Raw genomic sequence first — 22,187 nt, 5'->3', positions numbered from 1 at the left:
AAAGATTCGTAAAATTACATTTTTTTAAGCGATTGTACAAGAGTTCAAAATTGCTGAAAGGATTTGAGAAACTCCTGCTTGTTTTAAATTTATTCAGTCTAAATTTTAAACTTTCTGTTTAGAATCTGCATCATTTTAAGGAATATTTTCACAATAAAGCCTGCATTTTCAAATTAAATAAGGGGTTGAATTCGCTTTAAACACACTGATATTCAGATGTCATAACATTTATAAAATTTTATTAATTATATTTATTCTAAATTAATATATTTGCAGTATGAATATGATTATCCCATTTAAAGTACCGCCTTTATCGCCAGTATACTCATTCAATAATGAAGACATGTTCTGTGAAAAGAAATCATGTTGTAAGAAATTCAAAAAGGGGAAAAGATGTAAAAAGTGCCCGGGAAGGAAAAAGATGGCTTAAACTAGCCAAAATTTCTGAACAGGAAATATATTGCCGCCGCCAAAATAAGAATTCCCCAGATCAGCATCATGATCTTTGGCTGGCCTGTTCTGTTGATTGGTGTTCTTGGCTGAGGTTTAAACATTTCTTCAACGCTGTTTTTAAACTGAACAGCATCATTTTCAAAGACTTCAGTAATCGTAATTCCCTGTACCGCAGTTTTGTGAAGCAAAGAATTTGTCGCATGAAGCAAAAGCTGAAATTTCCCGTCTTTAAATTCTGTGATCTTAAAAACCCGTTCTCCAAAAGGTTTTTCCAGGCCGAAAGGCAGTATTTTTACCACATCGGCATTATTCGTCTGCCAGTTAATAATAATCTCCTCCCCTTTTTTTGCATGAATTTTATTGGACGTAAAAGTTTTGATAGAAGGCGGAGTATTGTATCTGAAACTCTTCTGATGGCTCTCTAAATTCTGATCATAGGTCCGTCTCTTTCCTGAATCACTCAATATTTCATACGCTTCCTGAATTTCACGGAAACGACCGGCAAAGAAATCGTCGTTATCGTTCTTATCCGGATGGTATTTTAAAGATAATTTTCTATAAGCCTTTTTGATGTCTTCTTCTGAAGCATCCGGAGAAATCCCGAGAAAATAGTAGTAGTCTTTCATTGAGCTATACAAAAATAGGAATTTATTTTTTTTCGGGTTTATTCTTTAAAGGAATGTTTTAATAAAACACAAAGGCGCAAAGTTTTTTATAAGCTTTATGCAAGATTTTATTCAACAGTCTAGGTGGCTGAGGCTCTCGAAGCCATCTGGGAGATTGCTTCGCTTCGCTCGCAATGACACTGGACTGTACATAAAAATTCCGGCGCGGGAAGCAGAGCTTCCCGCGCCGGAATTAACAATTTCAATTTAGTTCTGTACTGCTTAAGCTTCTGCAGTATTGTCCTTATGTCCTGTTCTGCAGCATTTTGAAGCGAATTCTTTTTTGAATTTTCCCTTCAGTTCCTGATACTGCTCTTCGTTCATTTCTCTGATCTTATCAGCCAGGCCGAAAGGTGATTTTTCTTTGATTCCGTATTCGCTGAAAATACCTTTTATAAATCTTTTTCTTTGTATTGCTTTTTTGGCAACTAATGCCACCCCAACAACAGCTAATGCTCCCAGAGCTCCTTTTAATGCTGAATTTTTCATTTTTTCAAAATTTTAAATTTTACTACTTTTTGTTTTTTATAGAGACGGATGAATTTCAATTTTACTTTACTACTTCTTAAATTTTAAATTATCCGTTATTTCTGTTGAAGAATCCTCCTGAACATCTGTTTTTCCATACTTCCTTGAACTTTTCCCGTTCTTCAGGAGATAGTCCTGCCATTTTCTCTCTCATTTTTCTTTCTTTAAAGTCTCTCACTCCTTTTCCGAAATGAAACCCTCCGAAAAGGATCTTACTTAAAATCAGGATTCCCATTGCCTGCCAGAATGTAATGGATTTTACACCCAGGATCTCAGGAAGCAGACAGTTCCAAAGCCACATCACAATAAATGTAACGGTAACTAAGATCAATGGCGGACATAAGAGTAAAAAAATCCAGCCTTTTTTGTGTTTATGATTCATAATTTTCTTCTTTACTAACTATTTAAATCTTCGTATAATTTTCTCAGTCTGTTTCTTAAATGCTTCACAGCATAGTTTTTTCTGCTGATAATGGTCTTGATGTTTTCGCCCTGTTCATCAGCGATCTGCTGTAGAGTTTTGTCATTCAGTTCATTTTCAACATAGACTAGTCTTTGTTTCTCTGGAAGTTCGTCCAATGCTTCGAAAAGCTTTTTCCAGATTTCGTCCTGGAACATCTTAACTTCAGGGCCCGCACTCTCGTCCAGCAATAAGATATCTTTGATAGAAAAACTTCCGTCTTCATCTTCATAGACAAAGTCTTCAAGATTTTCGGTTTTCTTTTTGCGGTAGCGGTCTGTAATTTTATTTGCAGTCACTCTATACAGCCAGCCGCCTACATTCACAATCTCGGAAAGATTGGTCAGACTGCTGAACTGAAACCACACTTCCTGCAGAATATCTTCCGCATCTTCTGCGTTTTTCACTTTCGGACGAATATAAGACATCAGTTTTCCTCCGTACTTTGAAACGGTTTGTGAGATGATGCTTGCTTTCTCCTCCTGTGGCATTGTTATTTCTTCGACAACCTCCATATTGCTATGACGATTGATATTTTTGTTTTACTTTAATAAATTTAAAATATTTTTCCGGAAATTCGGATTTTCTTTTGTTAGTCATGGTTTTAATTATTTTTATTCTGTAATCATTGAGTTTAAATAAAACTAATAACACAAATGTTTACACTAACGTCACAAATAATTTCATCGTCTCATTTGTAAAAATCATTAGTACCTATTTGTGTTTAAAATAAAAAAACGGAAAGCATTACACTCTCCGTCTTTATAATTATAAAAATGAAATTTTATTTTTTATTGAAATTTTCCGCAAAGAAGCCCAGCATATATTTATACAGCTCCAGTCTGTTCGGTTCTTTTCCGAATCCGTGCCCTTCATCATATTTTACCAAATAAGGCACTTCGAAGCCTTTTGCACGCATTGCTTTTACAATCTGGTCAGACTCATTGATATTGACTCTTGGGTCATTGGCTCCCTGTACTACAAATAAAGGTTTTTTAATTTTATCAATCTGGAAAACCGGAGAAACTTCTTTGGCAATTTTTGCCTCTTCAGGGTTGTCAAGATCATACCAGATCTGTTTTACCATTTCTTTGTAAGGCTTCCAGTATTCCGGGAAGGAATCGAAGAAGGTAAAAATATTGGATACTCCTACGTAATCCACACCACAGGCATAAAGATCCGGAGTTTTGATTAAGCCCATCAAAGTAGCATAACCGCCATGGCTTCCTCCGTAGATCGCAATCTTGTCTTTATCTACCCAACCCTGCTCTATGGCATACTTTACACCATCTTCCACATCATCCATTGCTTTCCTTCCGATCTGCTTATACCCTGCTTTCTGGAATTCTTTTCCATACCCTCCTGAAATTCTAAAGTTCACCTGAAGGGTTGCATATCCTCTGCTGGCAAAGAGCTGTGTTTCCGGGTTGAAACCCCATTCATCGCGGATTCCCTGCGGACCACCGTGAGGATTTACAATCAAAGGCACTTTTTTACCTTCAAGAGCAGCTTTTGGAAGGGTGATGTATCCCCGGATTGTTAATCCGTCCCTGCTTTTGAATTCGATAGGTCTCATTTCTGCCATATCTTCTTCTTTCAGCTGGGGCATCAGATTGTAAAGAAGATTTATTTTTTTACTTTTTGTATCATATTCGTAATAGGCTCCATAAAATTTGTCGCTTCCCACATACACCAAAAGTTTATCATTATTATCATCGGAAGAAACAATGGAAAACTGTTTGTCTTTAAATTCAGATTTCAGTTTGGCATCTATTTCTTTATAAAACTGGCTTACCGGAACGGTTTCACTTTTGATCCCGTCATAGCTTACGTAATCAAGCTCATAATTCCTGTTTTTACCGGCAACACTGATGGAACTTACGTCGAAGACAGGATTAGAATACACTTCTTTAATTACTGCATTTTTCTTCAGATCATACAGTACAATCCTGGACTTATCACTGTCCAGATTGGTCACAACATAAGCTTCATCCTTATTTTTGGAATTATCATTAAGTCCTATGATGCTGAAAGTGTCTTTCCAGTCTGTGGATTTAAGCAGATTAAATTTTCCTGTCTGCAGGTCCTTATAATAAGTCTTGGTCGTCAGCCCGTTTTCAAGGACAGTGTAGCCTCTGAGATTGCCGTCTTTATCAAAAATATAATCATCAATAGGGCTGTTGACATCTTTATTTTCATAAAGCTGGGTCATTTCTCCTGTGTTGAAATTGATCTTGTAGGGCTCAAAGATCTGCTTGTTGTTTTTATTCATGGTCACCACAACAAATTCCGTATCTTTTATCAGTCTTACGGATCCCAGTGTAATCCCTTCGAAAGGAGTCAGGTCTTTAAGGTTTTTCCCGTCAATATCCGCTGCGTAAAGATGGATATTTTCATTCCCTCCTTTGTCCTGGGTAAAGAAAAGACGTTTCTTATCAAGCCATCCGTAGCTTTTAATAAGATCATCTTTTTCAACAATGGCTTTGGTGATTTTGCCTGTTTTCAATTCTTTTACATAGACATGGTTCTTCTTGTCCTTATCTTTTTCTTTGTAAGAGAGATACTGCCCATCCGGAGATATTTTAAACTGTGAAGCACTGGGTCTTGCAAAGTAATCTTCTACTTTATATTTGAAGTTTCCCTTATCATAAGAAATCAGTTTCTCGAGATTTGCTTTAGTGGATGGAAGCGTAGGATCGCCCGGCAGTTTTGCCGTTGAGGTCTGTGCATTAATCATAATTGCTGACAGTACGACTTGGGCCGCACCAAAAATTTTAGTATTAATATTCATAATTCATATTTTGGATGGTTAAATTGTCTAGCCAGATCTTAAATTAATAAAATCTTATATATAATATGACAGTATTACCAGCAAAATGTTACATTCATTACGAAATTTTATGAAAAAAAATAACTTTAAAGTCTATTTCTAATTTAAGTAAATTCCGAAATACCAGGTCCACACAATCAGGATAAGCTGCATGGGAATCCTTTCTTTATAAAGATATTTCATGCCTGGTCCGGTATAATCTGCTTTGAAAATATTGATATTTTTCCTGGAAGAATTGATGTTGGCGATAAAAACCAAAACATAAAAAATAATCAACAGTATGGCTGTTATTTCTCTTATTGAAGGAATCATCAGACCAATTCCCGCAGCAATTTCAAGCACACCTGTAAAATACACCCAGAACATTTTACCGGGAACAAAATCAGGGATCATCATGGCCATTCCTTTCTGGAATTTAAAATGGGAAAATCCTGTGAAAATAATGAATACAGCCATTCCCAGATTTCCTGAAAATAAAAAATCCGGCTTTCCCTGAAATATATAAGTTCCTACCAAAGCAAGAATAAATGTTGCGAAAAGGATGGTTAATAATTTCATGTTTTATTTGTATTTACTATTGTAGAAAGATAGTGTAATTTGTACAAATAACCCTTACAGGTTTAGAAACTGTAAGGGTCTTGTTTTTTTTTAAAGAAATTTAATTTGTTACGCTTTTTCAGCTAGATTTTTGACCACTTCCAGCCCTTGTTTAAATCCTTTATCCATGTGATCTTCCCATTCTTTGTCGACCTGTACTTCAACATGAAGTTTTGTTTTCCCTTCAAGATCAATAAGGATATATTTTTCAAAACACCCGCTCCATTCCATTATTTCTTTGCTTTGAGTATCTTCATTTCCTTCTTTATCTACCATTCCCAGATGCTTAAAAATAATCTGGTTAGGTTCATCCAGGCTATCAATGGTTGATACCATTCCTTCACCTTCTGCATTCACGAAGTAGGTTTTTCCGCCCACTTTCCAGTCGGATTTCATTTTGGAACCGGAACCGAAAAATTGGGTCCATTCGGTATAGGAATCGGAATTCCAAAGAACATCCCAAACTTTCTGTAATGGTGCATTGATTATAATTTCGTAAGATAAGGTTTCCATATTTTTATATTTTGTGGTTAGTTTTTTACAATTGATTTTCTGAAAGATTTTTCACAATTCCCAAAGCGTTTGGAAATTTTTCTTCAAAAAAATCTTTAAATTCTTCAGGGGTCTGAATTTCAATCTTCAGTATCGTTCCTGTCGGCGTTTCTTCTAAAATATAGCCTTCTATGGCTTCTCCCCAATCCTGTTCAGCTTCTACACCGTCATAAATTTCTCCGAGATGCAGAAACTTCATTTCTTTATTGGGTATATTTTTTTCAACCCGGCTGTACATGCCGTTATTATTGGGGTCAAAAAACTTTATAATACTTCCTTCTTCAAATGTTCCCATATAAAAAGAACCTTCTGTAAATGCTGTTGTCCACTGTCTGTACGTCATATCGCTCCAGAGAACATCCCAAACTTTTTCAGGGGGTGCATCAATTTTAATCTCAAAAAATAATTTCTGCATTGTTTTTTTATTAGAAGTTAGATGTTTAGAAGTTAGAAGTTAGTTTTTAAACATTAGATTTTAGATCATAGATGTCGCATTTTTCTAACTTCTAACTTCTAAACATCTAACTTCTAATTTCTTGTTTCTATTTCGATCAGCCTCCTACAAAATCTCCTCCATTGATATGGATCACTTCTCCTGTAATATAATCTGCATCTCTGGAAGCAAGGAAAACATAAGCCGGAGCAACTTCTGATGGCTGGCCTGCCCGTTTCAGCGGAGTATCTTTTCCAAATGTTGAAAGATCGTCAAAGGCTTCTTTTACAAGTGGCGTCCATATGGGCCCGGGAGCAATTCCGTTGACTAAAATTTTCTTTTCTGCAAGATTGGTTGATAAGGAACGGATAAAGGATAAAATAGCTCCTTTTGTAGCCGCATAATCAATCAGATGATCGCTTCCTCTATATGCTGTGACGGATGTTGTGCAGATAATCCGGCCTCCTTCGCCAATCAAAGGTAAAAAATCTCTTGTAAAAGAAATCATGGAGATAATATTGGTATTAAAAGTTTCCTGAATCTGCTCGTCAGAGATTTTTTCAAGACTGCTTTTTGAGGTATGAATTCCTGCATTATTAACCAGGATATCCAGTTTGTCCCATGTCTTTTTTATCTTTTCCGCACATTTTGTTCTGAAAGCTTTTTTTGTGAGATCTCCTTTGATGAGAATACATTGCTGCCCTTCTTTTTCAACAAGCTTTTTTGTTTCTTTAGCATCGTCATCGCTTTCTTTATAAATAATTGCAACGTCTGCACCTTCTCTGGCAAAATGAACGGCTACAGCTTGTCCTATTCCACTGTCCCCGCCTGAAATGACGGCTTTTTTTCCTTGGAGTTTCCGACTTCCCTGGTAATCATTCCGGATAATCTCCGGAAAGAGTCCTTCTTTGGGAACTTTTGATTTAGATTGTGATCTGTTCTGTGTTTTCATAAGCAAATCTTTTATAAGTCACATCAAACAGCAAGCCGAAAACTGAAATTCTAAAGGGTAAAATAAGCAAGTTTGTCGTTTCTCTTACGAATTATAAGCCTCCTCAAGTTCTTTTATAACGATCTTCTGCATTTTCATCATTGCCTGTACTACTTTTTGTGATTTTGACTGATCTGGATCGTTCATCAGTTGAATAAGCCTTTTCGGAACAATCTGCCAGCTGAGTCCGTACCTGTCTTTCAGCCATCCACACATGCTTTCTCTTCCTCCATCCGAAATAAGGGTATTCCAAAGATGATCGGTCTGTTCCTGATCATCCGTCATAATCACAATAGAAATTCCTTCATTAAAATCAAACTGATGATCATAAGAATTATCCATGCAGAAGAAGCTGTAGCCATTAATGGTAAAATGGGCATGTTGTACATTTTCTGCCGGTTCGGATATAGGATGTCCTTCTCCTCCATCACCATATTTCAGGATATTTCCAATGTTTGAATTGGGGAATGTTTTGGTGTAAAACTCCATTGCCTCCTTTGCTTTTCCGTTATTTTGATGGATAAACATCAGCGTAGGAATTATTTTCTGATCTTCCGGCTTATCTCCTAAAAACAGCTGCCAGGTAACGCCGTATTTGTCCTGCACCCAGCCGTATTTCTGGCTCCAGGAATAGGAATCCAGGGCCATGAGAGCAATTCCTCCTTCCATAAGTTTGTCCCAATACTTCTGTACTTCATCTTCCGTTCTACAGATGACCATGAAAGAAACCGAAGGATTTTTTTTGAAATGAGGCCCGCCGTTCAGCAGCATCAATTTCTGCCCGAAAAGATCAATATTCATGACTACGGGAGTATCTGCGGTGATTTTTCCGTCAAAGACGTCACAATAAAACTCTGCAGCCTCTTTTGATTCTTCATCAAACCAGAGACATGGAAAAATATCGTTATTCATAATATTAAATTTAGGGGTGAAAAAAATAGTTTTTATTAACCATCGCTGACAAAAAATATCATGCAATGATTAAAATATCCGGTATTCTATAATAATTAGTTTTTGAAAGAAACCTGATGTTCTTCCATATGATTTTTCAGTCTTTCAATAGCATTTCTTCCGAAACCATGAAGGTTCATGATTTCTTCTTCTGAATAGTCCGAAAGTTTTTCAAGAGAATCAATTTTTTCTCTTTCTAAAGCCCTTCTTGCCGGTACTGCAATAATGCCAGACAGGAAATTATTATTTCTAACAATATGATTAACAGCACAAATGGAACCTAAACATTTTGCCATTATGACCAGATTTATCATGACTGAAATTGAGTGTTTTTAGTGATTTTCTACATACTTGTGAAAATTATTGAGAATAGCATACCAGCCATCCCGCTGCATTTCTACAGAATTTTGTTTTTCAGGATCAAAAATTTCGGTAACTTTTGTAGTGTTTTCGTCTATCTTATCAAAAATGACCTCCACTTTCCGGCCGTCTTCCAGATGGTATTTAATAGTGGAATTCGTAACCACTTCATCATAAATTCCTTCAAACTCAAAACCAAAGCTTTTGTCTTTTGCTTCCATTCTGGTTTTAAATTTTCCTCCCACCCTTAAATCATTTTCGGAGCTTGGACACTGCCAGGATTCATCAGCAAAATTCCATTTCGTGATATGTTTGGGGTCGTTAAAATAATTCCAGACTTTTTCTACCGGAGCTAAAATGGTGATATCTATCTTAATTGGATCCATCGTTTTATTTTTAATATTTAAGTAAAAAGGCAGTCCGGGTGAACTGCCCTCAATAAATTTAGTTAAATATAAGATTATTTTGCAGATTCTTCATTATAGTTCACCATCCAATGAACTCCATATTTATCCTGAAAACTTCCGAAATAGTCTCCCCAAAACTGGTCTTCAATTGGCATTTCTATATTTCCACCTTCAGAAAGACCTTTGAAGAGCCTGTCCGCTTCCTCTTTGGATTCAGGGAAAATGGATACGTAATTATTATTTCCTATGTTAAGGCTCTGCCCGAAGCTTGGAACAATATCCGAAGCCATAAGAAGGTCGTCTCCGATTGGCAAAGCAATATGCATCACTCTGTTTTTCTCTTCGTCTGATAAGTTTTCGGTTCCCGGGGCATTCCCCATTTTGAAAACCTCTCCACGGAATTCTCCCCCGAAAACAGATTTGTAAAAGTTGAAAGCTTCTTCTGCTTTCCCGTCAAAATTTAAGTACGGATTTAATTTAGCCATGATTTCTGATTTTTAAATGTTATTGTTAATTAAGTTTAAATTTAAGTTTTAAGTTAAACCATTAAGTTTGATTAAGCTTTTAAGAATATTAAGAACTATCATCATAAAGCCTTAATGATTTAAAAATTTTGTCACCTCACTTACTGTAAAGTTTATGAGGTCGGAATCTGTGTTTCCTTCGAAGTCTGCCATCATATAGGAGCCGTGGCCTGCCGGAAGAATCATCAGTTGGGATTCGGGGACCAGGCGCCACATTTCCACTACATGTTCAGGTTTCATGACATCTTTGTCTCCGCTTATGAATAAGGCAGGAGCTTTTATAGATGTCAAAATCTTCTCATCCCAGTCTTCAAAAGTCTGCATCCTTTTACTGTCTTTCTCAAACAGGTTTTCAAGTTTTGAAAAATCAGGATTCAGGTTAAGGAAATTAATCTTAAGAGGTTCCGGCATAGATTCCAGAGTGGCTTCTGCCATGCTTTCGAAAAAACCCTCCATCATTCCGCTTCTTTTATAAAATGCGGATGCAATGATAATCTTTTCGGTTATTTCAGGATAAAGATGCGCAATCTGCATCACCGTGTTTCCACCGTTGCTGAATCCCCAAAATGAAGCTTTTTCAATCTGAAGTTCCTTTAAAAGAGCTGCTACATCATGGGCATCCTGTTCAAAGGTTTCGGGAATATCGCGATGTTCGGTCATTCCGTGGTTCTGCAAATCAATGCCTATGAGCTGAAACCGGTTTTCAAGCCTGGAAATTATTTCTTTAAAATCAAACAGGATGGAAGATCCTCCGCCATGGATCATTACCAAAGGTTTTCCGGAACCGTAGATTTCGTAGTACATGCGGATTCCGTTAACATGTTTATAGCCTTTCTCTTTAGGTTCCATTAATTAATACTTTAGATTTTCATCAACATCATATTTCATTCCGGGATAATCCAGAATTCGTCTCATAAGACCTATCTGTCCACATAAGTAGTCTTCACGGCCAATACACATTCCTATGAAATTGAGTTTGGTTTCACGGACAAAAGGAATATTCATCCCGATCTCAAAGATTTCATCAAGCTCTTCATCCGTAACTTCCCAAAGCTTCTGGTATACTTTTGGTGAAATCTCATGGAAATTTTTCTCCAACTCATCCAAGCTCGGATAACTGAAATTTTCATCCAGCGCCTTTCCCTGAAAGAAAAGATCACTGTGGGGATCTTCATCCCTGAGTCCTAAAACCGAGCCCAAGGCATAGCGCATATTGACAAAGTTCCCTGCCATCCAGACAATATGGTTGGTTTTTCCATCAATTCTTTTCAAAGCATCTTCTTCCGAAATACCGTCCAAAACATTGAGAAAGTTTTGAGAATGCATTCTGTAAGCGGGAACAATGAGCTCCATTTTTTTTGATTTTGGTGTGTCCATTATTTAAATTTTTAGTGATTGGGTGTGTATTTATAGAAAACGTGAAGTTCTTCTACGTTTTTTGAACCAGGCTATTTTATAGCACCAGGCTTTCCTAAGATTCTTCTGAGATAGCCCAGCTGCCCGCTATGATATATTTCGTGAAGACAAAAGATGGCAACGTCATTAATTGCTTCAGGCTTAAACTTCTCAATACTGATGAGCTTTGCTTCGAGTTTGTCCTGGGACTTTTGCAGGTAAGACTTTAATTCTTCAAAATCTATCAGCTCATCTATTCTTTCCAGGGGAATTTCTCCTCTGTTGTAGCAGGAAAATTTTTCGCCGTCCCAGACAGATTCTTCTCCAAGGGTATTCAGAAATGCATTTCTTATGTAAATTAAATGCCCCAGAATCCAGTTCATGCAATTGGCTTCACCATTTGGGAAGATCATAGATTCTTCATGGATAATGCCTTCGGTATTCATTGAAATAACTTTATAATTGCTGAATACCTGAACTTTCACTATTTCAATATCGTTTGATTTTGTTTCCATGGCGGTAAGGTTTTATTGTGTTCCATAAATTACACAGACAGGTTCTGAACTTTATTCACCAGGCATCTGCGAAACATCGGCAAACGTAATATTCCAGCCATGTCCGTTTAAGTCCCAGAAAGAGTTCTGATACATCCATCCGTAATCCTGGGGTTCTTCGTGCTGTGAAGCTCCATTTTCCAATGCTGTATTCACTACCTGATCAACTTCTTCACGGCTGTTTAGAGCAATAGCAACAAGGACCTGTGTTGTATCTCCTTTCGGAACAGGTCTTTCGGAAAAAGTCTGGAAGTATTCTTCTGTCAGGAACATGACGTAAATATTGTCTTCCTTCATCACCACGCAGACTGCTTTGTCATCTGAAAATTGCTCATTAATCGCAAATCCGAGCCTGGTCCAGAATTCTTTTGTTTTCTGTATATCTTTTACGGGAAGATTGACATAAATTTGATTGGCTTTCATAATTGTAATTTTTTTGTGTTAATCTTTTAACCAAAATTACCAAGCCTTGATGAAAATCAACTTGCCATAAGGCAAGATTTAATTTTTCTTCGAATGGGATACAATTTCTTTACGGATACGGCTTAAAGAAGTGTCTGTTACGCCCAGATAGGATGCAATTTGTTTGAGAGGAGCGAACTGTACCACCTGAGGTTTCTGTTCCAAAAGATTAAGATAGCGCCTGGTAGCGGAAAGGGTAAACATTTCTACAGAGCGCTGTTTATAGACAAAAAGTTCTTTTGACATCCATGCTCTTCCCCATTCTCTGAGATTGGGTATTTTATGGAAAAGCTCCTGGAATGTCTCATAATCAAATTTCCAGCATTCACAATCTGTGATGCAGATGATATTTTCCTGGGTTGGAATTCTCTGAAAAATCGATAATACCTCAATAATGATCTCGTTATCGGCAAAAAAATGGGTCGTTACCTCATTTCCGCTGAAGTCATTCACGTATGAACGGGCAAGGCCTTTTTCCAGGATATAATATTCATTGGCCGTCTTTCCTTCTTCCAGAATAACGTCTCCTTTCTGGAATGAAATTTTTTCGTGGGCCTGAAATATTTCGTCGAGCTCTTCCTGAAGAAAAAATGGGAAATCGTAACAGATTTCTAAGGCTTTGCTGGTCATTGAGTTGGTGTTTTTTAAAGCTTTAAAAATATAATTTTTAATTGAATCAAAGATAGAAAAAACTAAACAAATTGATAAAACACCTTTAAAAACAGCCTTCAACTACATTATTAATAAATATTTTCACTTTTTACAGATAATTAAACATTTACATTTTATCATCCAAGAATTTGTAAATTTTAAAATAGAGAAAGCTGGATCGGTTTCGGATTTTTAGGTGGCTGTGCGTCCCCGAATACCGTTTTCCCTCCAAAGCGCCATGAATTCTGTCTTTCTTCCTCTATCACCTGCTGGATGTCAAAATCGGGAATAAAATCTTTTTCAGTGGCAGCTACAATCTGATGCAGTTTATTTAAGGTATTCAGCTTATCGGAGTTTCCAAGTTTTGATTTTTCAATTCCTTTTCTGAGAATACTGATGCTTTCATCATAAGTTTTAGTAGGAACCGGGAATGGATGGCCGTCTTTTCCGCCATGAGCAAAGGAAAACCTTGCCGGATCTGCAAATCTTGAAGGTGCACCGTGAATAACTTCACTGACTAATGCTAAGGACTGCATGGTTCTGGGTCCTACTCCCTCCAGCATTAAAAGGTCTTCAAAATTCTGAGGCTGCTGCTCACGGGTTACATACAAAAGAGCTCCGAGACGTTTTAAATCAACATCTGAAGCCTGCACATCATGATGAGCCGGAAGTATTAATCTCGAAAAATCTTTCATTACATCAATAGAATCGGTATGGGAAATGTCCAGAATTCCCTGTCTGTTTTCTGAGGCATGAGCATCCGTAAGATTGAGGATTCTTCCTCTTGAAATACCATTGATTCCGGTGTGAGGCTCTTCTATAAATGATTTGATATTCCCTGAATGCCAGTGATACCTTCTTGCAGTACCGTCGGTTTCATGCATTCCCTGCTGCACTACACTCCAGCTGCCATTATCTGCCAAGATGAAGTTATGCAGATAGAGCTGATAACCATCGTGAATGGCAGTATTATCCACTTTTGCGGAAAGTTTGCTGGCTCTTACAAGTTCATGACCGTTCAGTCCTGTTTTATCAGCAATCTGAAGGAGTTCTGAAGGAGTTTCTCTTGAAAATTTGCCTTTTCCGCCACAGATATACAGTCCCAATGATTTTGAATTGGGGTTTATGGACCGTTTCAAAGCGCCCATTACGGAAGTTGTGATTCCTGAGGAATGCCAGTCCATACCCATTACAGCTCCAAAACTCTGGAACCAGAACGGATCTGCAAGCCTCCGAAGAACCTCATCTTTTCCGTAATCCATTAAGATCACTTCAATCATGGAAAGCCCAAGCACAGACATACGTTCATACAGCCACGGCGGTACTTTTCCGTAGTGTAAAGGCAAATCTGCTGTTCCTGAACGTTTCATTGTATTTTAAAATGTAAAGATAGCTATTGTACGGTTTATTTTTGATGATTTGAATCACCAGATCTGAGATAATAGATTCGGACTAGAGTCTTTTTATTGTTGTTTTCATAATAAAGTTCTATAGTGAAAATGATAATTTCTGCTGACAAACAAGCTATTGATGTGATAGTATATTGATTAAATTTCCAAACGGGTCTTTTACAAAAAATCTTCGTACTCCCCAATCTTCATCGGTGATCCCGTAAGTGATTTCGAAACCGGCCTGCTGCATTTTTCCGTAGAGTTCATCCACAAGATCAACTTCTATTGAAAGCAGAGGAACTTCTGTATCATTTCCGCCCTGAGCGGCAAAACTTACCTGAACCTGCGCTTCTTCATGGTTTCCAAAAGTTTTAATCCAGCCATGGTCCATCAGGATTTCAAGACCCAGAATATCTTTATAAAAACGATCTGCTTCAGTTAAATGACCTGTTTTTATATTGGCTACAATTCTCTTTACCATTTTATGCAAATTAAGAGTTTACAATATAGATTACTGTTAGTAATAAGTGATGGTTCTTACAATTTTCTGTACAATCTCTTTATCATCCGGAGTTTCTGAGTCATAAAACTCTTCAGATAAGATACGCTCTACCCAATTACCTTTTTTGTCATATTTATATGTAAATTTAAAATATCTCGGGGCTTCATTCTCTTCGGCAGTAATGATATAGTCCTGCAGGTCACCATACTTATTATAATAATATTTAATATATTTATTTTCAGCAATAAGCTTATTGGTCCCGGGATCTACATTTGATGAATAAGACAGATAGTCAATACTTATGTCCTCGATAGATGAAGATGTTAAAAGGATTACAGGTTCTTTCTCATATACTATATTTTCTATTTTACTATCACGGGGCTGCTGATAAGCTTTTATAGATTTACTTACAAGCTTCACCAAAAAGGGTTCTCCTTCTTTATTGAAATTTAAATCAATCTGGTCTATATATCCCTTATAATAATATTTACTTGTATTTCCTGAAGTATCATAGTTGAAAATTTCCCATTGGGTCGTTTTAACTTTACCAATCAGATCATAATTTTCATATTTCTTGTTTTGAAATTTTTTGGGTGTACTGGTTTCTGAACGGAATTCTGTCTTCTTTTTCTCCTGCCCGCTGCAGGCAATAAAGAAAAGTAAAAGCAGAACCGTTGAAAAGCGTAAGCAGTAAACTCTTCTGTTAAATTTAATTATTTTCATGGTATTAATTTTTTAATGCGGTAATAAGATAACTCGAAGCTCAATTATTCAACCATGGGTTAGAGTTGTTGTAACTCGTTTATATATTCTCCAGAGTCAAAAAAAGCCTTGTGAACGGGTTTTCCACAAGGCTTTATACATCTTATTGTTATATTACTTCAATGCATCAATTGCTGCGCTGTAATTAGGCTCGGTCGTAATTTCCGGAACCTGCTCTGTATAGACTACCTTGTTGTTTTCGTCTGTAACAATTACGGCACGGCTCAGCAGCCCTTTCATAGGTGAATCTGTAATCGTTACTTCATAATCATCTCCAAAGCTGCTTCTGAAATCTGAAAGTGTTTCTACATTGTTTAAGCCTTCAGCTGCACAGAATCTTCCCAATGCAAATGGAAGGTCTTTAGAAACATTGATCACTACCGTATTATCAAGTTTTGAGGCTTCTTCATTGAATTTTCTTGCAGAAGCGGCACAAATCCCTGTATCAATACTCGGGAAGATATTAAATACTTTCTTTTTCCCATCAAAATCTGAAAGAAGCTTTATGTGCAGAGTAGAATCTACCAACGCAAAATCTCTTACGGTTGTTCCTATTGACGGAAGGGTTCCTATTGTATTTACTTTGTTTCCTTTAAGGGTAATCGTTGACATAATTTTATTTTTTAGTTTTTCAAATTTACTTAAAATAGAAAGTCTTCTGAGACAAATAAAGGTTAAATAATTCTTAAAGTGAAAATAAGCATCCCAGACATAGAAGCATTATTTAAGCTCACGTTCCGGCAACTATGAAGCTGGTTGGGAACACTATTACATTTTTATTCTCCGTTTAAAGGTAGTATTTCGGTTGCAAAGTAAAATTAGAGATAAACAATTATTTAAAAAGAGATGCTGGCTTCTTTTTTTACAAAATACCATTATAAAACAATCATATTTAGTAAATTTGTGACTCTTAAAAAATCAAATAATAAATACACAGTATAATGTCAGACAAATCAAAAATCTATTACACCCTTACGGATGAGGCTCCAATGTTGGCAACACACTCGTTTTTACCCATTGTAAAAGCTTTTACAAAATCAGCAAACATTGAAATTGCAGTTCCGGATATTTCTTTATCTGGAAGAATTTTGGCTAACTTCCCTGAGTTTTTGAAAGATGACCAGAAAATCGGTGATGCATTGGCTGAATTGGGTCAATTGGCGACTCAGCCGGATGCAAACATTATCAAACTACCCAATATTTCAGCTTCAGCTCCTCAATTAGACGAAGCTATTGCTGAATTACAGTCTAAAGGTTTCGCAGTTCCAAATTATCCTGCAGAGCCTAAGAATGATGAAGAAAAAGCAATCAAAGCTAAATATGCCAAAGTTTTAGGGAGTGCCGTAAACCCAGTATTAAGAGAAGGAAATTCTGACAGACGTGCTCCAAAAGCTGTTAAAAACTATGCAAAAGCCAACCCTCACAGAATGGGTGACTGGGCTTCTGACAGCAAAACAGACGTTGCTCACATGGAAGGAGGAGATTTCTACGGAACCGAAACTTCAACCACTGTAGAAAACGCTACAAAATTCAAAATTACATTCAAAGGTAATGACGGAGCTGAAACTTTACTAAAAGATTTCGCAGGTCTTCAGGCCGGAGAAGTAATCGATTCTTCTGTAATGAATTTAAACGCATTAAAAGCATTTGTTCAGCAGGCTATTGATGAGGCTAAAAGCAGAAACGTACTTCTTTCTGCCCACCTGAAGGCTACGATGATGAAAATCTCTGATCCTATTATTTTCGGAGCCATCGTAGAGACTTATTTCAAAGATGTTTTCACTAAATATGCTGAGGCATTCAAATCTTTAGATGTTAATCCAAATAACGGTCTTGCCGATCTTTTTGAAAAAATCAAAGGAAATGCTCAGGAAGCAGAGATCAAAGCTGACATTGAAGCGGCTTTAGCGAACGGACCAAGAGTTGCTATGGTAAATTCCGATAAAGGTATTACCAACTTCCATGTTCCTTCTGACATCATTGTTGACGCATCTATGGCTGCACTGGTAAGAGGAGGCGGTAAAATGTGGAACAAGGATGGGAACGAAGAAGATACGGTATGTATTATTCCGGACCGTTCTTATGCAGGTTTCTATCAGTCTGTTATTGATGATATGAAAGCTCACGGAAAACTGGATCCTACAACTATGGGATCTGTTCCGAACGTAGGCTTAATGGCTCAAAAAGCTGAAGAATATGGTTCTCACGACAAAACTTTCCAGGCAACAGCGGACGGAACTATTGAAGTTCAGGATGAAGCAGGAAATATTCTTCTTTCTCAAAAAGTAGAAAAAGGAGATATCTTCAGAATGTGCCAGACTAAGGATGCACCAATCCAGGACTGGGTAAAACTGGCAGTAAACAGATCTAGACTTTCTGATACACCGGCTATTTTTTGGTTAGATAAAGGAAGAGCACATGACAGAGAGATCATCAAAAAAGTAGAAAAATACCTTAAGGATCACGATACGGCAGGTCTTGACATCAGAATTCTTGATGTAAAAGATGCAATGACTGAAACGTTGAAAAGAGCAAGAGAAGGAAAAGACACCATCTCTGTTTCAGGAAACGTATTGAGAGATTATTTAACTGACCTTTTCCCTATCCTTGAACTGGGTACTTCTGCCAAAATGCTTTCTATCGTTCCATTGATGAACGGTGGAGGTTTATTCGAAACAGGAGCCGGAGGTTCTGCTCCAAAACACATTGAACAGTTCTTGGAAGAAGGTTACCTAAGATGGGATTCTCTGGGCGAATTCTTAGCGCTTCAGGCTTCTTTAGAGCATTTGGCTCAGACACAGGGAAATACCAAATCCCAGGTTCTGGCTGATGCATTGGATGAAGCTAACGCTAAATTCTTAGCTACTGATAAATCTCCTGCAAGAAAAGTAGGTCAGATTGATAACAGAGGTTCTCACTTCTATTTAGCCATGTATTGGGCAGAAGCTTTAGCTAACCAGACTGCAGACGCTGAATTGGCAGCTCATTTTGCTCCGGTTGCAGCAGCATTGCAGGAAAGCGAAGCCGTTATCAATGAAGAATTGATAAGTGCTCAGGGTAAACCTCAGAATATTGACGGCTACTACAAAACAGATACCTATAAAACGTATGCAGCCATGAGACCAAGCACTGTTTTAAACGAAATTATTGACGGAATTTAATTTCTGACTAATATATAAATGAAAGCTCCTTTTTTAAGGGGCTTTTTTTGGAATTGATTTTAAATCCAGAGGCAGTTTAAATGGATAAACGTTCAGATTCTTTTTTTGTATATTTCCTGCATTGAAAATAATTCTATAAATCATCAATATGAAAATCATTAGTTATATTTTAATCATATTATCCTTCAGCAGCGGCTGTTCTGCCCAGCATTACAAACTGATTGAAGCTGTTCATACAACAAACCACGGAGGAGTAAAAGGTTCTAGATCGGAAAACTTCAATATCAGAGTAAAGGATATTTCAAAAATAGAACCCCAATATCTATTGGTGGGAAATGTAAAAATACCTTTAAAAAAAGAAAACAAGGACGGAATATTACACCTGCAGGGAATCTACTTTCCCGAATCCCCGGATCAAATGACCATAGATGAGAATCGCACAATAAACAAGCCAGAACAGGATCAAGTATTTGATCTTAACAGGGTGTATCTGGTATCTGAAGATAAAAAAAACAAAAAGCAGGTCAAACAGAAAATAAATTTTATTCACAAAAACAACGAAAATAATAACAGAATACCAACAGATAGAGAAAATGATCCACAATAAATTTAATTTCATTAAAATAAATATTTTTTTTGACAATAAAAAAATCCTATTTTTATAGAGTTTTAAAAAAAACAAAATATGAAGTTAAAATCAATTTTCGGAGTGGGCCTTACTGTGGCTTCACTTTATCTGAATGCACAGCAAGTGCAGAAAAACACAGCAGATAATACCTCAAAGGTTAATAAAAAGTATCTGAAACACATTCAGGATATCACAAATTCGTATCAAAAAAGGGTTCAGGACGCCAGGGATCATAAGCAAAAACCACCTGATGAATATTATTTACAGGATTTCATTGCTACCATGGATCCTGAAACCGGAACTGTACACAATAAAAATTATGTGGATCTTGAGCAAAAGGTGGCAAGCGGCAAATTTCAGCCTGAAAAGAACTTAAAACTATTCAACGGTGCTGCTGAAGGACAGGCCAGTAAAAACATTAGCAATCTATGGATAGAAAGAGGCCCTTATGAAACAGGAGGAAGAGTAAGAGGCATCATGTTTGACCCTAATGACCCTACAGGCAAAAAGGTTTGGGCAGGCGGTGTCTCGGGTGGATTATGGTTTAATAATGATATCTCCAACCCCAATTCTGAATGGACACTGGTAGATGCATTCTGGTCCAATACCACTGTATCATGCATTACTTCAGATCCAAATAACCCTCAAATTTTTTACGTAGGGACCGGAGAAGTAGAAACCGGCGATTTCAGCGGTTTAGGAATCTGGAAAACAACTAACGGTGGCGCTACATGGCAGCAGGTATTTAATCTCGAAAACGGATATGCCTCCAATGGAGTGAAGAAAGGAATGTACAACATACCTTCTATTAAAGTGGTAAATAATAACGGAGTCTCTGAGGTATATGCAGGAGTTGCAGGAACTTATTTTGGTGATGCGCTAACTTTTGCCGGATTAAATGAAGCCGGATTATATAAATCTACTGACGGAACAAACTTCACTCTATTAAACAGTCTGCTCACTACCGCTACCAGAGGATATGATATTCAGGATATAGAAGTTGGTACAGATAACTCTATATGGGTAGCCACAAGACGGAGCGTTTTCAGCGGTTCTACCTCTGGCGGAAAGATTTTTAAATCTACAGATCACGGTACTACATTTACCAATGTGTACGATTTAGGAAACAATAACGCAAGGGTAATGGTAGAAGTTTCCAGCACCAATCCTTTAAAGGCTTATGCATTAATGCAGGGAGCAACAACTGCAGAGCCGGTCAGAATTGCGAAAACAACAGACGGGGGTACCACATGGATTTCTACGAATGTCGCGGGATCAGGGATCACCCTACCCAACCCTATCGATACAGGTCAGCCCGACAATGATTTTACAAGAGGCCAGGCATTTTATGATTTAGTTATTGAAACCGATCCTGCCAATGATGATCATGTTTACGTAGGAGGAATAGATTCTTATAAAAGTACAGATGGCGGTGCGACATGGGCCCAGTATACCAAATGGTCCAATAATAATGCACTTAATACTGCTAATATTTCCATGGTACATGCAGACCAGCATGCATTGGTTTTCAACCCTAAGAATCCCAGCCAGTTTGTAATGGGCAATGACGGAGGTATTTTCTTTGCCTCAAATAAAGATAATCTTGCCAGTACAACAGCCGTAGGAATGAGAAATAAACGGTTTAATGTTACTCAATTCTATCATGGCACCTTAAACCCTTCTGCGACATCTGTAACTGAAGATATGATCCTGGGTGCTCAGGATAATGGCACAAAAAGGCTTTCAGGAGCTGTTTTAGCCAATAATTTCTATAATACTTCAGAAGTATATGGCGGTGACGGGGCTTATACAGCGTTTGATGATCAGAATAAATACCTTATTGCATCTTATGTAAACAATTACCATTTTATTTTTAATGCACAGGGAGGATATTATCTTCTGGCTGCAGCTCAAAGAGATGCCGGGCAATTTATAAACCCTCTGGCAGTGGATAGAAATCTGGACATTGCCTATACTAATGCCAATGGAACAAACTCAACTTCTATTACATTAAATAGAGTAAGCGGTCTGGCAAGTGTACCATTAAGTCTGGTAAGAACGCAGCTGACTATTGCCACTGTAGCAACAGGTGAATTTGTTACTGATATTTTTGTTTCACCATATACTACTGCAAGCTCTACTCTATTCATTGGTTTATCCTCAGGAAAATTGTATAAAGTTACCAATGCTAATGCTACACACAGTACTTCAACCATCAATTATAATTTCGGAGGATATATTTCTGATATCAAACTGGGATCTTCTGAAAATGAGATCATGGTCACGGTTTCCAATTTTAACAAAACAAGTGTATTTTACACTACAGACGGAGGAACAACATGGGTCTCCAAAGAAGGAAATCTTCCTGATATTCCTGTAAAAGCTATTTTTATGAACCCTCAGGACAATAATGAGGTTATTCTGGGAACTTATTACGGAGTATGGGGAACTTCTAATTTTCAAGCTGCTTCACCTACATGGGCTCTGTATTCTGACGGCTTAGGTAAGTTTAAAGTTAATCATTTTGATTACCGCCCATCTGATAAGACCATTTTAGCAGTAACTTACGGAAGAGGGGCTTTCACTACCAAGGTTAATAACGTATCTTTATCTACAAGCAACGCCCAGTATAATCTTCTGAAAAACCAGGTATATCCTAATCCCACCAGAGGTCCTCTTCATGTAAAGCTTGAAAACGGAAAAGCTGCGGATATAGAAATTTATGATGTTTCCGGCAAACTTGTCCTGACAAAAAACAATGTAAAGTCTGATGAAGAATTTAATATTGAAAACCTGGGAAAAGGTGATTATGTATTAAAGGTTCTCCAAAATGGAACTATGGTTCACACTTCCGTGATCATAAGAAAATAAGAAATAAAATTTTAAAATAAAAACAGCAAGGTAAGGCAGTCTTATCTTGTTGTTTTTTA

General features: G+C 37.2%; 25 protein-coding genes. 3 read left to right on the top strand and 22 right to left on the bottom strand.

The genetic code is table 11. The annotated features are described in order from the left end of the window. Nucleotides 1-431: 431 nt before the first annotated feature. From ACMGDK_RS00560 to tpx, 22 genes are all read right to left on the bottom strand, one after another. Nucleotides 432-1,079, bottom strand: coding sequence for a J domain-containing protein (locus ACMGDK_RS00560; protein ID WP_436806126.1), 648 nt, complete (start codon nucleotides 1,077-1,079; stop codon nucleotides 432-434). 261 nt (nucleotides 1,080-1,340) lie between these two features. Then, a complete protein-coding gene (locus ACMGDK_RS00555; protein WP_436806125.1) occupies nucleotides 1,341-1,607 on the bottom strand; it encodes a hypothetical protein in 267 nt (88 codons plus the stop codon). Nucleotides 1,608-1,695: 88 nt separating this feature from the next. Beyond that, complete coding sequence (locus ACMGDK_RS00550; RefSeq protein ID WP_436806124.1) at nucleotides 1,696-2,028, bottom strand: hypothetical protein; 333 nt, start codon at nucleotides 2,026-2,028, stop codon at nucleotides 1,696-1,698. A 14-nt stretch (nucleotides 2,029-2,042) separates the two neighbouring features. Continuing rightward, nucleotides 2,043-2,621, bottom strand: a complete 579-nt coding sequence (locus tag ACMGDK_RS00545; protein WP_436806123.1) for an RNA polymerase sigma factor — start codon at nucleotides 2,619-2,621, stop codon at nucleotides 2,043-2,045. A gap of 269 nt (nucleotides 2,622-2,890) precedes the next feature. Beyond that, the gene (locus ACMGDK_RS00540) at nucleotides 2,891-4,897 is read right to left on the bottom strand and encodes a S9 family peptidase (protein ID WP_436806122.1); all 2,007 of its coding nucleotides are present in this window, start codon (nucleotides 4,895-4,897) and stop codon (nucleotides 2,891-2,893) included. A gap of 138 nt (nucleotides 4,898-5,035) precedes the next feature. Continuing rightward, nucleotides 5,036-5,494, bottom strand: coding sequence for a DoxX family protein (locus ACMGDK_RS00535; protein WP_436806121.1), 459 nt, complete (start codon nucleotides 5,492-5,494; stop codon nucleotides 5,036-5,038). Between the two features lie 108 nt (nucleotides 5,495-5,602). Next, entirely contained in the window at nucleotides 5,603-6,046 is a 444-nt protein-coding gene (locus ACMGDK_RS00530) for an SRPBCC family protein (protein ID WP_436806120.1), read from the bottom strand. A 25-nt stretch (nucleotides 6,047-6,071) separates the two neighbouring features. Next, nucleotides 6,072-6,500: an SRPBCC domain-containing protein gene (locus ACMGDK_RS00525; RefSeq protein ID WP_436806119.1), complete on the bottom strand. Its 429-nt coding sequence runs from the start codon at nucleotides 6,498-6,500 to the stop codon at nucleotides 6,072-6,074. Between the two features lie 136 nt (nucleotides 6,501-6,636). Then, on the bottom strand, nucleotides 6,637-7,470 hold the full coding sequence (locus ACMGDK_RS00520) for an SDR family oxidoreductase (protein WP_436806118.1): 834 nt from the start codon (nucleotides 7,468-7,470) through the stop codon (nucleotides 6,637-6,639). Nucleotides 7,471-7,554: 84 nt separating this feature from the next. Next, on the bottom strand, nucleotides 7,555-8,421 hold the full coding sequence (locus ACMGDK_RS00515) for a VOC family protein (RefSeq protein ID WP_436806117.1): 867 nt from the start codon (nucleotides 8,419-8,421) through the stop codon (nucleotides 7,555-7,557). Nucleotides 8,422-8,516: 95 nt separating this feature from the next. Continuing rightward, nucleotides 8,517-8,756, bottom strand: a complete 240-nt coding sequence (locus tag ACMGDK_RS00510; protein WP_436806116.1) for a helix-hairpin-helix domain-containing protein — start codon at nucleotides 8,754-8,756, stop codon at nucleotides 8,517-8,519. Between the two features lie 36 nt (nucleotides 8,757-8,792). After that, nucleotides 8,793-9,206, bottom strand: coding sequence for an SRPBCC family protein (locus ACMGDK_RS00505; RefSeq protein ID WP_436806115.1), 414 nt, complete (start codon nucleotides 9,204-9,206; stop codon nucleotides 8,793-8,795). A gap of 74 nt (nucleotides 9,207-9,280) precedes the next feature. Beyond that, the gene (locus ACMGDK_RS00500; RefSeq protein WP_436806114.1) at nucleotides 9,281-9,712 is read right to left on the bottom strand and encodes a VOC family protein; all 432 of its coding nucleotides are present in this window, start codon (nucleotides 9,710-9,712) and stop codon (nucleotides 9,281-9,283) included. Nucleotides 9,713-9,823: 111 nt separating this feature from the next. Beyond that, nucleotides 9,824-10,600 carry an alpha/beta fold hydrolase gene (locus ACMGDK_RS00495; protein WP_436806113.1) on the bottom strand — a complete coding sequence of 259 codons (777 nt, stop codon included), beginning with the start codon at nucleotides 10,598-10,600 and terminating at the stop codon, nucleotides 9,824-9,826. A gap of 3 nt (nucleotides 10,601-10,603) precedes the next feature. Next, nucleotides 10,604-11,128 (bottom strand): DinB family protein, encoded by a 525-nt coding sequence (locus ACMGDK_RS00490; protein ID WP_436806112.1) that lies wholly within the window; start codon nucleotides 11,126-11,128, stop codon nucleotides 10,604-10,606. Nucleotides 11,129-11,199: 71 nt separating this feature from the next. Then, nucleotides 11,200-11,661, bottom strand: a complete 462-nt coding sequence (locus ACMGDK_RS00485) for a DinB family protein (RefSeq protein ID WP_436806111.1) — start codon at nucleotides 11,659-11,661, stop codon at nucleotides 11,200-11,202. Between the two features lie 51 nt (nucleotides 11,662-11,712). After that, entirely contained in the window at nucleotides 11,713-12,123 is a 411-nt protein-coding gene (locus ACMGDK_RS00480; protein WP_436806110.1) for a VOC family protein, read from the bottom strand. 78 nt (nucleotides 12,124-12,201) lie between these two features. Then, nucleotides 12,202-12,792, bottom strand: coding sequence for a Crp/Fnr family transcriptional regulator (locus ACMGDK_RS00475; RefSeq protein ID WP_436806109.1), 591 nt, complete (start codon nucleotides 12,790-12,792; stop codon nucleotides 12,202-12,204). Between the two features lie 179 nt (nucleotides 12,793-12,971). After that, nucleotides 12,972-14,183 (bottom strand): DUF763 domain-containing protein, encoded by a 1,212-nt coding sequence (locus ACMGDK_RS00470; RefSeq protein WP_436806108.1) that lies wholly within the window; start codon nucleotides 14,181-14,183, stop codon nucleotides 12,972-12,974. A 154-nt stretch (nucleotides 14,184-14,337) separates the two neighbouring features. Further along, the gene (locus tag ACMGDK_RS00465; protein WP_436806107.1) at nucleotides 14,338-14,685 is read right to left on the bottom strand and encodes a VOC family protein; all 348 of its coding nucleotides are present in this window, start codon (nucleotides 14,683-14,685) and stop codon (nucleotides 14,338-14,340) included. 36 nt (nucleotides 14,686-14,721) lie between these two features. Continuing rightward, on the bottom strand, nucleotides 14,722-15,429 hold the full coding sequence (locus ACMGDK_RS00460; protein ID WP_436806106.1) for a hypothetical protein: 708 nt from the start codon (nucleotides 15,427-15,429) through the stop codon (nucleotides 14,722-14,724). A gap of 153 nt (nucleotides 15,430-15,582) precedes the next feature. Continuing rightward, a complete protein-coding gene (tpx, locus tag ACMGDK_RS00455) occupies nucleotides 15,583-16,080 on the bottom strand; it encodes a thiol peroxidase (RefSeq protein WP_436806105.1) in 498 nt (165 codons plus the stop codon). 329 nt (nucleotides 16,081-16,409) lie between these two features. Here tpx and ACMGDK_RS00450 point away from each other — a divergent pair, with 329 nt between their 5' ends. From ACMGDK_RS00450 to ACMGDK_RS00440, 3 genes are all read left to right on the top strand, one after another. After that, nucleotides 16,410-18,629, top strand: a complete 2,220-nt coding sequence (locus tag ACMGDK_RS00450) for an NADP-dependent isocitrate dehydrogenase (protein ID WP_436806104.1) — start codon at nucleotides 16,410-16,412, stop codon at nucleotides 18,627-18,629. Nucleotides 18,630-18,777: 148 nt separating this feature from the next. Then, nucleotides 18,778-19,236 (top strand): hypothetical protein, encoded by a 459-nt coding sequence (locus ACMGDK_RS00445; RefSeq protein WP_436806103.1) that lies wholly within the window; start codon nucleotides 18,778-18,780, stop codon nucleotides 19,234-19,236. A 78-nt stretch (nucleotides 19,237-19,314) separates the two neighbouring features. After that, nucleotides 19,315-22,128, top strand: coding sequence for a T9SS type A sorting domain-containing protein (locus tag ACMGDK_RS00440; RefSeq protein ID WP_436806102.1), 2,814 nt, complete (start codon nucleotides 19,315-19,317; stop codon nucleotides 22,126-22,128). Nucleotides 22,129-22,187 lie beyond the last annotated feature (59 nt).

Origin of the sequence: Chryseobacterium hilariae, from assembly GCF_051400735.1 — a bacterium.
Classification (GTDB): domain Bacteria; phylum Bacteroidota; class Bacteroidia; order Flavobacteriales; family Weeksellaceae; genus Chryseobacterium.
The sequence above is the reverse complement of the archived record's forward strand: the minus strand, read 5'-3'. Positions and strand labels throughout refer to the sequence as shown.

Excerpts from the sequence above, each read along its gene's own strand:
- ACMGDK_RS00470 (WP_436806108.1), bottom strand. The coding sequence starts at position 14,183 with ATGAAACGTTCAGGAACAGCAGATTTGCCTTTACACTACGGAAAAGTA.
- ACMGDK_RS00450 (WP_436806104.1), top strand. The coding sequence starts at position 16,410 with ATGTCAGACAAATCAAAAATCTATTACACCCTTACGGATGAGGCTCCA.
- ACMGDK_RS00540 (WP_436806122.1), bottom strand. The coding sequence starts at position 4,897 with ATGAATATTAATACTAAAATTTTTGGTGCGGCCCAAGTCGTACTGTCA.
- ACMGDK_RS00535 (WP_436806121.1), bottom strand. The coding sequence starts at position 5,494 with ATGAAATTATTAACCATCCTTTTCGCAACATTTATTCTTGCTTTGGTA.
- ACMGDK_RS00515 (WP_436806117.1), bottom strand. The coding sequence starts at position 8,421 with ATGAATAACGATATTTTTCCATGTCTCTGGTTTGATGAAGAATCAAAA.
- ACMGDK_RS00485 (WP_436806111.1), bottom strand. The coding sequence starts at position 11,661 with ATGGAAACAAAATCAAACGATATTGAAATAGTGAAAGTTCAGGTATTC.
- ACMGDK_RS00530 (WP_436806120.1), bottom strand. The coding sequence starts at position 6,046 with ATGGAAACCTTATCTTACGAAATTATAATCAATGCACCATTACAGAAA.
- ACMGDK_RS00520 (WP_436806118.1), bottom strand. The coding sequence starts at position 7,470 with ATGAAAACACAGAACAGATCACAATCTAAATCAAAAGTTCCCAAAGAA.
- ACMGDK_RS00550 (WP_436806124.1), bottom strand. The coding sequence starts at position 2,028 with ATGAATCATAAACACAAAAAAGGCTGGATTTTTTTACTCTTATGTCCG.
- ACMGDK_RS00480 (WP_436806110.1), bottom strand. The coding sequence starts at position 12,123 with ATGAAAGCCAATCAAATTTATGTCAATCTTCCCGTAAAAGATATACAG.
- ACMGDK_RS00495 (WP_436806113.1), bottom strand. The coding sequence starts at position 10,600 with ATGGAACCTAAAGAGAAAGGCTATAAACATGTTAACGGAATCCGCATG.
- ACMGDK_RS00560 (WP_436806126.1), bottom strand. The coding sequence starts at position 1,079 with ATGAAAGACTACTACTATTTTCTCGGGATTTCTCCGGATGCTTCAGAA.
- ACMGDK_RS00475 (WP_436806109.1), bottom strand. The coding sequence starts at position 12,792 with ATGACCAGCAAAGCCTTAGAAATCTGTTACGATTTCCCATTTTTTCTT.
- ACMGDK_RS00500 (WP_436806114.1), bottom strand. The coding sequence starts at position 9,712 with ATGGCTAAATTAAATCCGTACTTAAATTTTGACGGGAAAGCAGAAGAA.
- tpx (WP_436806105.1), bottom strand. The coding sequence starts at position 16,080 with ATGTCAACGATTACCCTTAAAGGAAACAAAGTAAATACAATAGGAACC.
- ACMGDK_RS00445 (WP_436806103.1), top strand. The coding sequence starts at position 18,778 with ATGAAAATCATTAGTTATATTTTAATCATATTATCCTTCAGCAGCGGC.
- ACMGDK_RS00440 (WP_436806102.1), top strand. The coding sequence starts at position 19,315 with ATGAAGTTAAAATCAATTTTCGGAGTGGGCCTTACTGTGGCTTCACTT.
- ACMGDK_RS00505 (WP_436806115.1), bottom strand. The coding sequence starts at position 9,206 with ATGGATCCAATTAAGATAGATATCACCATTTTAGCTCCGGTAGAAAAA.
- ACMGDK_RS00545 (WP_436806123.1), bottom strand. The coding sequence starts at position 2,621 with ATGGAGGTTGTCGAAGAAATAACAATGCCACAGGAGGAGAAAGCAAGC.
- ACMGDK_RS00465 (WP_436806107.1), bottom strand. The coding sequence starts at position 14,685 with ATGGTAAAGAGAATTGTAGCCAATATAAAAACAGGTCATTTAACTGAA.
- ACMGDK_RS00555 (WP_436806125.1), bottom strand. The coding sequence starts at position 1,607 with ATGAAAAATTCAGCATTAAAAGGAGCTCTGGGAGCATTAGCTGTTGTT.
- ACMGDK_RS00510 (WP_436806116.1), bottom strand. The coding sequence starts at position 8,756 with ATGGCAAAATGTTTAGGTTCCATTTGTGCTGTTAATCATATTGTTAGA.
- ACMGDK_RS00460 (WP_436806106.1), bottom strand. The coding sequence starts at position 15,429 with ATGAAAATAATTAAATTTAACAGAAGAGTTTACTGCTTACGCTTTTCA.
- ACMGDK_RS00525 (WP_436806119.1), bottom strand. The coding sequence starts at position 6,500 with ATGCAGAAATTATTTTTTGAGATTAAAATTGATGCACCCCCTGAAAAA.
- ACMGDK_RS00490 (WP_436806112.1), bottom strand. The coding sequence starts at position 11,128 with ATGGACACACCAAAATCAAAAAAAATGGAGCTCATTGTTCCCGCTTAC.